The sequence below is a fragment of the Vibrio sp. THAF190c genome, assembly GCF_009363355.1.
Lineage (GTDB): Bacteria > Pseudomonadota > Gammaproteobacteria > Enterobacterales > Vibrionaceae > Vibrio > Vibrio fortis_A.
Genome location: NZ_CP045338.1, coordinates 2,791,577 through 2,804,768, shown reverse-complemented (window position 1 = coordinate 2,804,768; position 13,192 = coordinate 2,791,577). Strand labels below are relative to the sequence as shown.

At 46.3% G+C, this 13,192-nt stretch carries 12 protein-coding genes; all 12 read left to right on the top strand.

Features of this window, described 5'->3' with window-relative positions:
• Positions 1-98: 98 nt before the first annotated feature.
• The 12 genes from rlmD to FIV04_RS12440 all read left to right on the top strand — a co-directional run bounded on the left by rlmD (position 99) and on the right by FIV04_RS12440 (position 13,191).
• Positions 99-1,424 (top strand): 23S rRNA (uracil(1939)-C(5))-methyltransferase RlmD, encoded by a 1,326-nt coding sequence (rlmD, locus tag FIV04_RS12495; protein WP_152469296.1) that lies wholly within the window; start codon positions 99-101, stop codon positions 1,422-1,424.
• Between the two features lie 108 nt (positions 1,425-1,532).
• The gene (gene relA, locus FIV04_RS12490; RefSeq protein WP_152469295.1) at positions 1,533-3,755 is read left to right on the top strand and encodes a GTP diphosphokinase; all 2,223 of its coding nucleotides are present in this window, start codon (positions 1,533-1,535) and stop codon (positions 3,753-3,755) included.
• Positions 3,756-3,963: 208 nt separating this feature from the next.
• Entirely contained in the window at positions 3,964-4,761 is a 798-nt protein-coding gene (gene mazG, locus FIV04_RS12485) for a nucleoside triphosphate pyrophosphohydrolase (RefSeq protein WP_152469294.1), read from the top strand.
• Between the two features lie 151 nt (positions 4,762-4,912).
• On the top strand, positions 4,913-6,553 hold the full coding sequence (locus FIV04_RS12480; RefSeq protein ID WP_004739047.1) for a CTP synthase: 1,641 nt from the start codon (positions 4,913-4,915) through the stop codon (positions 6,551-6,553).
• A gap of 76 nt (positions 6,554-6,629) precedes the next feature.
• Complete coding sequence (eno, locus tag FIV04_RS12475) at positions 6,630-7,928, top strand: phosphopyruvate hydratase (protein WP_032549795.1); 1,299 nt, start codon at positions 6,630-6,632, stop codon at positions 7,926-7,928.
• 337 nt (positions 7,929-8,265) lie between these two features.
• Positions 8,266-8,547 carry a cell division protein FtsB gene (ftsB, locus tag FIV04_RS12470; RefSeq protein ID WP_032549794.1) on the top strand — a complete coding sequence of 94 codons (282 nt, stop codon included), beginning with the start codon at positions 8,266-8,268 and terminating at the stop codon, positions 8,545-8,547.
• The gene (gene ispD / locus FIV04_RS12465; RefSeq protein ID WP_152469293.1) at positions 8,547-9,248 is read left to right on the top strand and encodes a 2-C-methyl-D-erythritol 4-phosphate cytidylyltransferase; all 702 of its coding nucleotides are present in this window, start codon (positions 8,547-8,549) and stop codon (positions 9,246-9,248) included. The genes ftsB and ispD overlap by 1 nt, the downstream gene beginning before the upstream one ends.
• A gap of 2 nt (positions 9,249-9,250) precedes the next feature.
• On the top strand, positions 9,251-9,730 hold the full coding sequence (gene ispF / locus FIV04_RS12460; protein ID WP_152469570.1) for a 2-C-methyl-D-erythritol 2,4-cyclodiphosphate synthase: 480 nt from the start codon (positions 9,251-9,253) through the stop codon (positions 9,728-9,730).
• Positions 9,731-9,752: 22 nt separating this feature from the next.
• Entirely contained in the window at positions 9,753-10,802 is a 1,050-nt protein-coding gene (gene truD / locus FIV04_RS12455; RefSeq protein ID WP_152469292.1) for a tRNA pseudouridine(13) synthase TruD, read from the top strand.
• A gap of 36 nt (positions 10,803-10,838) precedes the next feature.
• Entirely contained in the window at positions 10,839-11,585 is a 747-nt protein-coding gene (gene surE / locus FIV04_RS12450) for a 5'/3'-nucleotidase SurE (RefSeq protein WP_152469291.1), read from the top strand.
• Entirely contained in the window at positions 11,582-12,208 is a 627-nt protein-coding gene (locus FIV04_RS12445) for a protein-L-isoaspartate(D-aspartate) O-methyltransferase (protein ID WP_150869276.1), read from the top strand. The genes surE and FIV04_RS12445 overlap by 4 nt, the downstream gene beginning before the upstream one ends.
• A 32-nt stretch (positions 12,209-12,240) precedes the next feature.
• A complete protein-coding gene (locus FIV04_RS12440; RefSeq protein ID WP_152469290.1) occupies positions 12,241-13,191 on the top strand; it encodes a peptidoglycan DD-metalloendopeptidase family protein in 951 nt (316 codons plus the stop codon).
• Position 13,192: the final 1 nt, after the last annotated feature.

Sequence of the window (13,192 nt, the reverse complement as noted above, 5' to 3'; positions counted from 1 at the left end):
AAGCTTAATCAAAGCCGCCACGTTCGACAATGATTCCAAGACATAATAGTGAGTCCTGGATACAAATAAATGATTAAAAGATAGTTTAGGCACAAGCAATGGCACGTTTTTTTCAACCAAAAAAGAAAACTCAATTCGAGACCAAGCATCAATCGGTTTTGGTTGAACGAATGGATCACAATGGCGCAGGTATCGCTTATCAGAAAAATAAACCTGTGTTTATTGATGGTGCGTTGCCGGGCGAGCAAGTGGTGATTCAATTAACGGAAAGCAAAAGTAAGTTTGCCCGTGCGAAGTTAATTAAACTATTAAAGCCAAGTGAGCAGCGATTAAAGCCTTTCTGTAAGCACTTTAATCAGTGTGGTGGTTGTCATCTACAACATATGGATTATGCATCGCAAGTAGAGCACAAAGGGCAGTCACTGAGTCACTTGATGAGCCAATACCAAACGCCTACCACTGAAATTGCAGAACCAATTACTGGCCCGCAGGTTGGCTATCGTCGCCGTGCTCGCGTGAGCTTGTTTATGGATAGAAAGAATCAACAGCTGCAGTTTGGTTTTCGCAAGAAACAGAGCAAGTATATCGAGAATGTGACGGATTGTGCGGTGTTGGAACCAAGCTTAAATGCACTATTGCCAAAGTTGAAAGCGCTACTCGATACTTTTAGCCAACCCATGAACCTTGGGCATGTTGAACTTGTTCTGTCTGATAAAGGGCCTGTGATTGTCCTTCGTCACCTTAAACCACTAGCGGACAAAGACCAGCAAGCACTCATCGATTTAGCGACAGAGCAGGGTGTAATCTTGTATTCAATGCCAGAAACGGATCAGCTGGTTCGCTTGGTGGGTGATTCGCCGACATACAGTGAAACTGGTGTTACTCTGCCGTTTGAACCGAATCACTTTATTCAAGTCAATCAGCAAGTGAACCAGAAGATGGTGGCACAAGCGATTGAATGGCTGAATCCACAAGCGGATGAACGTGTTCTCGATCTGTTTTGCGGTTTAGGTAATTTCAGTTTACCTATTGCAAAACAATCTGCGTTGGTGGTCGGTGTTGAAGGCGTCGATGAAATGGTGAAACAGGCAACGAGCAATGCCGAAGTAAACCAACTCAACAACGCGACATTTTACCAAGCGAATCTAGAAGAAGAGCTCTCTTCTCAGCAGTGGGCGAAAGAGAAATTCGATAAGGTATTGCTTGATCCTGCGCGCGCTGGAGCAAGTGGGATTGTCGACCAACTTTCAGCGCTAGGAGCGAAGAGCGTGGTTTATGTTTCATGTAATCCTGCTACTCTAGCTAGAGATACGGCAAGCTTGCAAAATCAAGGTTATCAAATGGTCAAAATGGGTATGTTAGACATGTTTCCGCATACCAGTCATTTGGAATCTATGGCACTATTCGTCAAAGAAAAATCATAGAACGAAAAGGCGTATAAGAAACGTCTTGTTACCAGTATGAGTCGAACTAACTTGGACCCGGTTAGTCATACTGAGTTGGGTATAAAACATAATAACTAGGAAGGCATGATGGTTGCGGTACGAAGCGCACATTTAAACCCAAGCGAACAGTTTGAGCTAGAGAGCTGGATTGCATCTTTAAATCAGGATGCCAAAACGTCGAATAAACTGATCAAGGTTTATCGTCACTGTGAAGAACTGCTAAAAGCGCATGAGCAAGCCTCACTGCTATTGTGGCGTGGCCGAGAGATGATAGAAATCTTGGTGACGCTATCAATGGATCGCGCGACACTCGTTGCGGCTCAGCTTTTTCCTGTTGTCTCCAGTGGTGTCTTTGAGCGAGAAGCCTTTGAAGAGAGCTACGGCAAAGAGATCGTTAAGCTGATTGATGGCGTTGAAGAGATGGCGGCACTTGGCCAACTCAACGTTACCCTTGAAGGCAGCGCTGCGTCAGGACAGGTTGATAACGTGCGCCGCATGCTATTGGCCATGGTTGATGATTTCCGTTGTGTGGTCATCAAGCTTGCTGAGCGTATTTGTAACCTTATCGAGGTGAAAAAAGCGCCTGATGAGGTGCGTAGAGCGGCAGCGAAAGAGTGTGCCAATATCTATGCGCCACTGGCTAACCGTCTTGGTATTGGTCAGCTTAAATGGGAAATCGAAGATTACGCTTTCCGTTACCAACAACCAGATACCTATAAGCAGATCGCTAAGCAGCTTTCTGAGCGTCGTATCGTTCGCGAACAGTACATCACAGACTTCGTTGATGACCTTACGTCTGAAATGGGACGCTCTAGCATCAACGCGGAAGTAAGCGGTCGTCCAAAACACATCTACAGCATCTGGCGTAAAATGCAGAAGAAAGGCTTGGCCTTCGATGAGCTATTTGACGTGCGTGCTGTACGTATCATCGCAGACCAACTGCAAGACTGTTATGCAGCGCTTGGTGTTGTGCATACCAAATACAAACACTTACCAAGTGAGTTCGATGACTATGTCGCGAACCCGAAACCGAATGGTTACCAATCTATCCATACCGTGGTACTTGGGCCTGAAGGTAAAACCATCGAGATCCAGATCCGTACTAAACAGATGCACGAAGACTCAGAGCTGGGTGTTGCGGCGCACTGGAAGTATAAAGAAGGCTCATCAGGTGGTCGCAGCGGTTACGATGAGAAGATCACATGGCTGCGTAAGCTGATCGACTGGCAAGAAGAGATGTCTGACTCTGGCGAGATGCTGGATGAAGTTCGTAGCCAAGTTTTCGATGACCGTGTATACGCGTTTACACCTCGCGGTGATGTGGTCGACTTACCAATGGGCGCAACTCCATTGGACTTCGCTTACCACATCCACTCTATGGTCGGTCACCGCTGTATCGGCGCCAAAGTAGGTGGACGTATCGTTCCATTTACTCACAAACTCTCGATGGGTGATCAGGTTGAGATCATCACTCAGAAGGAGCCAAACCCTTCACGTGATTGGCTAAATCCAACCACAGGTTTTGTTCATTCTGGTCGTGCCCGTGCCAAGATTAATGCTTGGTTCCGTGCGCAGAGTCGTGAGAAAAACCTCGAAGCAGGTCGTGACATTCTAGAGAGTGAGCTGCACAAGATTGGCGCAACGCTTAAAGACGCCGACCAATATGCCCTGAAGCGTTTCAACGTGAATACGCCAGATGAGCTGTATGCGGGTATCGGTAGCGGTGATTTGCGAATCAACCAGGTGATCAACCACATCAACGCGCTGGTGAATAAGCCAACCGCGGAAGAGGAAGATCAAAAGGCGTTAGAGAAGCTACTTGAGTCAGAAAATAAGCCTGCTCAACAGAGCCGTCCTAAGAAAGATGCGGTTGTGGTGGAAGGTGTCGATAACCTGATGACGCACCTTGCACGCTGTTGTCAGCCAATCCCAGGTGACAGCATTAAGGGCTACATCACTCAAGGTCGCGGTATCTCAGTTCACCGTAGTGATTGTGAGCAACTGAGTGAGCTAAGAATCCACGCACCAGAGCGAATCATTGATACGGTTTGGGGTAATGGCTTCGTTGGTTCTTACATCCTAACGCTGCGTGTTGAAGCGCTAGAACGTAGTGGATTATTGAAAGACATCACCTCGCTGTTTGCTAATGAGAAAATCAGTGTCACGACTATGAAGAGCCGTACCGACTACAAGCGTCAGCTGTCAGTGATGGACTTTGATCTAGAAGTGACTAACATTGAAATCCTTAGCCGCGTGACGAGCCGAGTAGAACAGATCAAAGATGTCATGAGCGTTAAGAGACTGGGGTGATACTTGGTATCGTCCTCGTCATTCCCTACAGTGAGGAACAAACGTGATAGGGAATCTCGCTAAGTAGTTTGAGATCCCCAACTCGTTCATCCTTCACTCTTGGGGATGACGAATAAATTGAAAGGTGAGTGGTTTTAACTGCTCACCTTTTTTAGTTTTAAGAAAAGAATTAGATTAAAACAATCAAACAGAATAATAGGAAAGCACCATGAGCCACCCGATTGAACAACTAGAACAAATTATGGCGAAGCTGCGCGATCCAGAAGGTGGCTGCCCTTGGGATCTGAAACAAAATTTTGAAACAATTGTCCCGCATACTATCGAAGAGACATACGAAGTGGTGAATGCGATTCACAACAAGGATTGGCCAAACCTACAAGAAGAGCTGGGCGACTTGTTGTTTCAGGTGATTTTTTACAGTCAACTTGCGAAAGAGCAAGGGTTGTTCGAGTTTGCCGATGTTGTTGATGGTGTGAATGAAAAGCTAACTCGTCGTCATCCACATGTGTTTTCTGATGTTGAGTTTGATGATGAAGAGGCAATTAATGCCAACTGGGAAGCCGAGAAAGTTAAAGAAAAAGCGCAAGCAGGCAAAACTCAGGAAAGTATTCTAGACTCAATACCAAACTCTCTACCTGCACTTTTGCGTGCTACAAAGGTGCAAAAGCAGGTAGCAAAATATGGCTTTGATTGGGAATCAATTGGCCCTGTTGTCGATAAGGTTCGGGAAGAGGTCGACGAAGTGCTGGAAGAGGCACTGCAAATTACGCCAAATGAGGATTTGGTAGAGGAAGAATTGGGTGATTTACTGTTTGCGACTGTGAATCTAGTGAGGCATCTAGGGAAAAATCCAGAATCGGCACTGAGTAAAGCAAACGTAAAATTTGAGCGTCGCTTTAAAGGTATAGAAGGAAAAGTTCGTCAAAAAGGCAAAGCTTTGAACGATTTTTCCCTCTCTGAGCTCGATTCTATGTGGGATGAAGTCAAGTTGGCGGAGAAAAGTTGAACAAAGCTTTTGTGCTGATTTGATTTGAAGCAAAAAATAAAAAATAGCAGTGTGATAGATTTCACGTTGTGGCGATAAGGGGCTTCTGGTATATTTTCATCCCGTCCAGAAGAAATCCATTTTCCCTCATTCAACCAATTTCAGGTTAAACATGACGACAAATTACATTTTTGTTACTGGCGGGGTTGTATCCTCTCTAGGTAAAGGTATTGCAGCGGCATCGCTTGCAGCTATTTTAGAAGCTCGTGGTCTTAAAGTGACTATGATGAAGCTTGACCCTTACATCAACGTTGATCCAGGCACTATGAGCCCGACTCAACACGGTGAGGTGTTCGTTACGGAAGATGGCGCTGAAACTGACCTTGACCTTGGTCACTACGAGCGATTCATTCGCACCAAGATGACTAAGCGTAACAACTTCACAGCGGGTCGTGTTTACTCAGACGTTCTAGCGAAAGAGCGTCGCGGTGATTACCTAGGTGCAACTATCCAAGTAATCCCTCACATCACTAACTCTATCAAAGACCGTGTAATCGCTGGCGCTGAAGGCCACGATGTTGCGATCGTTGAAGTTGGTGGTACGGTTGGTGATATCGAGTCTCTACCATTCATGGAAGCGATTCGTCAGCTAGCAGTTGAGCTAGGCCGTGAGCGTGCAATGTTCATGCACCTAACACTAGTTCCTTACCTAGCAGCAGCTGGTGAAGTGAAAACTAAACCGACTCAGCACTCTGTAAAAGAGCTACTGTCTATCGGTATCCAGCCAGATATCCTAGTTTGTCGTTCTGATCGCATGATCCCTGCGAACGAACGTAAGAAGATTGCTCTTTTCTGTAACGTACAAGAGAAAGCGGTAATCTCAATGAAGGACGTAGATTCAATCTACAAGATCCCTCAACTAATTAAATCACAAGGTCTTGATGACCTAGTGTGTACTCGTTTTGGTATCAACGCTCCAGAAGCAGACCTATCAGAATGGGAACAGGTAATCTATGAAGAAGCAAACCCAACTGGTGAAGTAACCATCGGTATGGTTGGTAAATACATTGAATTACCAGATGCATACAAGTCAGTGAACGAAGCGCTTAAGCACGCGGGTCTTAAGAACCGTCTAAGCGTTAAGATCAAGTACGTTGACTCTCAAGAAGTAGAAGCTAAAGGCGAAGAAGCACTTCAAGGTCTTGACGCTATCCTAGTACCAGGTGGCTTCGGTGACCGTGGTGTTGAAGGTAAGATTTTCGCAGCACAATACGCTCGTGAGAACAAAGTACCTTACCTAGGTATCTGTCTTGGTATGCAAGTGGCACTTATCGAGTACGCACGTAACGTTGCGGGCATGGAAGGTGCACACTCTTCAGAATTTAGCAAAGACACGAAGTACCCAGTAGTTGGTCTAATTACTGAATGGGTAGATGGTGAAGGTAAAGTTGAAGAACGTACTGAAAAATCTGACCTAGGTGGTACTATGCGTCTAGGTTCACAGCTATGTCACCTAGAGAAAGGTACGAAAGCTCGTGAACTATACGGTAGCGCGACGATCCATGAACGTCACCGTCACCGTTACGAAGTGAACAACAATCTTCGTCCACAAATCGAAAAAGCGGGCCTAAAAGTATCGGGTCTGTCTGCGGACAAGAAGCTGGTTGAAGTTATCGAGATTCCAAACCACCCATGGTTTGTTGCAGCTCAGTTCCACCCAGAGTTCACTTCTACGCCTCGCGATGGTCACCCATTGTTCGAAGGCTTCGTTAAAGCGGCTGGCCAAAACCAGCGTGACGAATTAGAGAAGTAAAGGATACCGGCAGTAGCGTTTGCAGTGCTACTGCCTTTAATTTGACATTATATATTCAACGAGAAGGAAACATTCAATGTCTAAGATCGTTAAAGTTCTAGGTCGTGAAATCATCGATTCACGTGGTAACCCAACTGTAGAAGCTGAAGTACACCTAGAAGGCGGTTTCGTAGGTATGGCTGCTGCTCCATCTGGCGCATCAACTGGTTCTCGCGAAGCTCTTGAGCTACGTGACGGCGACAAAGCACGTTTCCTAGGTAAAGGTGTTCTTAAAGCTGTTGAAGCTGTAAACGGCGAAATCGCTACAGCTCTAACTGGTAAAGACGCTAAAGACCAAGCTGCAATCGACGCAGTAATGATCGAGCTAGACGGTACTGAGAACAAATCTAAGTTCGGTGCTAACGCAATCCTAGCTGTTTCTCTAGCGAACGCTAAAGCTGCTGCAGCGGCTAAAGGCATGCCTCTATACGAGCACATCGCTGAGCTAAACGGTACTGCTGGTCAGTTCTCTATGCCTCTACCAATGATGAACATCATCAACGGTGGTGAGCACGCAGACAACAACGTTGACATCCAAGAGTTCATGATCCAACCAGTTGGCGCTAAGACTCTTAAAGAAGGTCTACGTATCGGTGCTGAAGTATTCCACAACCTAGCTAAAGTTCTTAAGTCTAAAGGCTACAGCACTGCAGTTGGTGACGAAGGTGGTTTCGCTCCTAACCTTAAGTCTAACGCTGAAGCTCTAGAAGTTATCGCAGAAGCTGTTGCAGCTGCTGGTTACGAACTAGGTAAAGACGTTACTCTAGCTATGGACTGTGCTGCATCTGAGTTCTTCGACAAAGAAGCTGGCATCTACAACATGAAAGGCGAAGGTAAGACTTTCTCTTCTGAAGAGTTCAACCACTACCTAGCTGAGCTAGCTAACCAATTCCCAATCGTTTCTATCGAAGACGGTCTAGACGAGTCTGACTGGGATGGCTTCAAGCACCAAACTGAACTACTAGGTGACAAGCTTCAACTAGTAGGTGACGACCTATTCGTTACTAACACTAAGATCCTTGCTGAAGGTATCGAGAAAGGCGTAGCTAACTCTATCCTTATCAAGTTCAACCAAATCGGTTCTCTAACTGAGACTCTAGCTGCAATCAAGATGGCTAAAGACGCAGGTTACACAGCTGTAATCTCTCACCGTTCTGGCGAAACTGAAGACGCAACTATCGCTGACCTAGCGGTAGGTACTGCTGCAGGTCAAATCAAGACTGGTTCTATGAGCCGTTCTGACCGTGTTGCTAAGTACAACCAACTAATCCGTATCGAAGAAGCTCTAGGTTCTAAAGCTCCTTACAACGGTCTTAAAGAAGTTAAAGGTCAATAATTCATACATTGAATTGTTAATCTAAGCTTTAAATGCCTCGCTAATGCGGGGCATTTTTTTGCCTACAATTCGTCATTCCCTAGACTGACGAAGGAAGGAGTCGGGAATCTCTTAATGTTAACTTCGATAGATTCCCAACTCAGTCGTCCCTCCTTCTTGGGAATGACGAGAGTGGGAGGTGAATGAATCGGGAGTATCTTTGTTACCATTAAAGATTCTGTCCGATAATTCTGCTACTTATCGATTCCCTTACACCACATATCTCGCACCAATAAGCGCATTATGGTATATATGTGCCTTATTCTAGTTCCTTCTTTTCTAACCGGCGAAAGGTGTTATGCGAATCTTTGCTCTTGTCCTGCTGATCTTACTTGGCTGGCTGCAACACACATTGTGGCTCGGTAAAAATGGCATTTCTGATTACTACACAGTGAACAACGAAATCGACGTTCAAAGACAAGTGAATGAGAAGCTGCATACTCGAAATGCAGAAATGTTTGCTGAGATCGACGACCTTCGACAAGGGTTAGACGCCATCGAAGAGCGTGCTCGACATGAGCTCGGAATGGTGAAAGAAGGTGAAACGTTTTATCGCATAATTGGTGAGGAATCGCATTAATGTCGACTGATAAACAAGGTATTGTCGCAGTTGTACCTGCGGCTGGCGTAGGCAGTAGAATGAAGGCCGATCGCCCAAAACAATATCTGACGATTAACGCGATCACCATCTTGGAGCACACCATCAACAAGCTACTTTCTCATCCTCAAGTGAGCAAGGTCGTGGTAGCCGTAAGTGAAGGTGACCCATACTTCCCTGAGCTGAGCTTGAGCCAACATCCAGATGTGGTGCGTGTTAAGGGTGGTAATGAACGAGCAGACTCGGTTCTGTCTGCTCTGAACTATATTCAAGAGAACGGTTTGGGCGAGTGGGTCATGGTGCACGATGCTGCTAGGCCATGTATTCAACAGCACGACATCGATAAGCTGATTGAAGTAGCACTGTCTCATCCGGTAGGTGGCATTTTGGCTGCTCCCGTTCGTGATACGATGAAACGTGGTGTTGATGGGCAGATTGATCACACGGTAGAGCGTGCAAACTTATGGCACGCATTGACGCCGCAAATGTTTCGAACTTTACCGCTGCAGCAGGCTCTAACAGAGGCTCTAGAACAAGGCGTGTCGATTACCGATGAGGCGTCTGCGTTTGAGTGGAAAGGCGCATCACCAGCTCTGGTTGCTGGGCGCTCAGATAATTTTAAGGTTACTCAGCCAGAAGATTTAGCATTGGCTGAGTTCTATTTAAGTCAGAATAAGGAATAATGATGATTCGTATTGGCCACGGTTTTGATGTTCATAAATTTGGTGGTGAAGGCCCAGTGATTATTGGTGGCGTGAGCGTTCCTTATGAGCAAGGACTGGTTGCGCATTCAGATGGTGATGTGGCTTTGCACGCATTATGTGATGCGCTATTAGGCTCGATTGCCGCAGGCGATATTGGTCGTCACTTCCCAGACACCGATGATGAGTGGAAGGGAGCAGATAGTCGTGATCTGCTTAAAGATGTTTACCGCCGCGTTAAAGAACAAGGTTACCAAATCGGTAATGTGGACGTGACCATCATGGCACAAGCGCCAAAAATGGCCCCGCACATTGATGCAATGTGCCAAGCGATTGCTGAGGATCTTGAAACAGATATTGGCAACGTGAATGTAAAAGCGACAACAACTGAGCGTCTTGGTTTTACCGGACGCAAAGAGGGCATTGCAAGCGAAGCAGTCGTCCTAATTACTAAAAGTGCGTAAGCACCAAAACGAAAAGAACAGCATGTCAGATATTCTATCTTCATTTGCCTATTTGAATGGCAAGCCGACGGCACAAGCTAAACTGAAAGCGAAGGCCGAGCATTTTGTGGTTATCGAAGACTTAGGTTTCGAATTCACTGGAGAAGGTGAGCACCTAATGGTGCGTATCCGCAAAACCGGTGAGAACACCAGCTTTGTTGCCAATGAACTGGCAAAAGCATGTGGCGTTAAATCGAAAGACGTGAGCTGGGCGGGTCTGAAAGACCGTCATGCAGTGACTGAGCAATGGTTGAGTGTTCACCTACCAAAGGGGGGGACGCCAGACTTTACAGCTTTCTTAGCTCAGTACCCAAGTATTGAGATCTTAGCGACGGCACGCCACAACAAAAAGCTGCGCCCGGGCGACCTAGTTGGCAACCAATTTGAACTGACTCTGTCTGAAGTGACTGACACCGCTGACGTGGTTAATCGCCTTGAGAAAGTGGCTCAGCTAGGTGTACCGAACTATTTTGGTGCTCAGCGTTTTGGCAATGAAGGTAATAATTTGTCTGAAGCTCGTCGCTGGGGGCGTGATAATGTGCGTACACGTAACCAGAACAAGCGTAGTTTATATCTATCTGCAGCTCGCTCTTGGATTTTCAATCGCATTTTGTCAGAGCGTATTGAACAGAACGTGTTTAACTCAGCAATTCTTGGCGACGTCGTTTTCAGCGCTGGTGAGCAACTGTTGGCAACGGGTGAAAACATTGAAGCGTTGAACTTGGCGATTGAGAAAGGTGAAGCGCAGGTTTCTGTAGCGATGGCTGGCGACAATGCATTGCCGACACAAGAGAATGCACTCGCTCTTGAGCAGAAGCACCTTGATGACGAGCCAGATTTAATGGCGCTCATTCGCGGAAACCGTATGCGTCATGATCGTCGTGAAGCTTCTCTTAAACCACAACAGCTCTCATGGGAAGTGGATGGCGACAACATCACGCTTAAGTTCTCATTGGATGCAGGTTGCTTTGCGACAGCGATTGTTCGTGAGCTAGTGGAAGAAGTGGCTGTAGAGCGACAATACGCGCAGTAAAGGCGTAAATTGGACGGATATAAGAAAGGATACAGAATGAAGATTTTACTCAGCAATGATGATGGCGTTCATGCTCAGGGTATTCATGCCCTAGCTGATGAGTTACGCGACCTTGCTGACGTTATTATCGTTGCACCTGACCGTAATCGCTCGGGTGCGTCGAATTCATTAACGCTTGAGCAGCCTCTGCGCGTTCAAGAAATCGCAGCTAACACTTACTCTGTGCAAGGTACACCGACGGATTGTGTGCACTTTGCATTGAATGAGCTGCTTAAGGATGATATGCCTGATTTAGTGCTGGCTGGCATTAATCACGGAGCAAATCTAGGCGATGATGTGCTCTATTCAGGCACCGTTGCCGCAGCGATGGAAGGGCACTTTTTAGGTGTACAGTCAGTCGCGTTTTCTTTGGTAGGCAAACAACATTTTAAAACCGCCGCTCTTATTGCACGCCAAATCGTTGAACAGCACTTAGCTCGACCGATCCCAACCAATCGTTTGTTGAACGTCAATGTTCCAGATGTTGCTGTTGGTGATCTTAAGGGAACACAGGTGACGCGCCTTGGTGCTCGCCATCACTCTGAAGACATGATTAAGCAGAAAGATCCAAGGGGTCATGATATCTACTGGTTAGGTCCTCCAGGTAAAGAGCAGGACGCAGGACAGGGAACAGATTTCTATGCGATAGAGCATGGCTTCGTTTCAGTGACGCCGCTGCAGGTTGATCTAACAGCTCATGAATCTTTAGGTGCCATGTCGCAGTGGCTAGGAGAGCGCCAATGACTAACCCTCACGCACACCGCTTAGTCAGTTTCTTGATTGAGAGTGGCATTCGAGACCAAAAGGTTCTAGATGCGATATTCCGTTTGCCTCGCGAGCGCTTTCTATCGCAGGCGATGTACCACCAAGCTTATGACAACAATGCATTGCCTATTGGACAAGGTCAGACGATATCTCAACCTTATATAGTGGCGAAAATGACGGAACTGTTGGAACTTCAACAGACTAGCCGCGTCTTAGAGATTGGAACTGGCTCGGGGTACCAAACAGCGGTATTGGCTCAGTTAGTCGATCATGTTTATTCTGTTGAGCGTATCAAGTCATTACAGTGGGATGCGAAAAGAAGGCTCAAGCAGCTTGATTTTTATAACATTTCCACGAAACATGGCGATGGCTGGCAAGGGTGGGCTGCGAAAGGCCCATTTGATGCCATCATCGTAACGGCAGCTGCTGAATCAATCCCTCAAGCGCTTTTAGAGCAATTGAGTGATGGTGGACGTTTACTGATCCCGGTTGGGGACAACGAGCAACAACTGTTAAAAATTACCCGTCAAGGTGACGAGTACCTTTCAGAAACGATTGAGATGGTACGTTTCGTTCCTTTGGTTCCGGGTGAATTGGCGTAACAAAACTATTGGTGTAGATGGATAACAACTGAATGTATTCACAGTTTTCAAAAGGGATAGCGATATTGTTGAGTTGCGCACTAGCAGGGTGCGCAGCGAATTCCCCTGCACCTGTATCCAACCTGAACAAAGATTACTCCACCATTGAGCGTGGCAGCTATCGTGGCAGTTATTATGAAGTTCAGAAAGGCGATACCCTCTACTTTATCGCTTATTTGACCAACAAAGATGTCAATGACCTGATTCACTACAACGATCTCTCTGCGCCTTATACTATCCATCCAGGGCAGAAGCTTAAGTTATGGCGTCCGTCATACAAGGCTCCTGCTTATGGCAAGTCGGCGGCCGTTGCCAGCGTTACCCTTGCACCTAAACCAGCACCGATAGTTCCCGTTGTGAGCACGCCGAGCTCCTCCAGCTCGAAATCCTCTAAGCCAGCGACCACCAAAGCTGAACCTGTGAAGAGTAAAAACTCTAAACCGGCACCTGTGCAGTCAACGGCGAAAACGGTTAAAAAAGATCCACCAAAGAAGGTTGAACAATCGAAGCCAAAGGAGTATGTTGGTTCTAAAGGTAAACAGAATGTTACAACCGCCAGCAAGCCAACTAACGATAAAGTATCGAAATGGTTATGGCCAACCAAAGGGAGAGTAATCAAGAATTTCTCTGTAGGTGAACAAGGAAATAAAGGCATCGACATAGCAGGACAGCGTGGTCAGCCTATCGTATCTACTGCAGGGGGAACGGTTGTTTATTCGGGTAATGCACTCAGAGGCTACGGCAATCTCGTGATTGTAAAGCATAATGACAACTACTTAAGTGCATACGCGCATAACGATCGACTATTAGTATCTGAAGGGCAAAGTGTTAAACCAGGACAGAAAATTGCCACAATGGGAAGTTCTGGAGCCAAAAGCGTTAGGCTGCACTTTGAGATTCGTTACCAAGGTAAATCCGTGAATCCAAAACGTTATTTACCTTAAT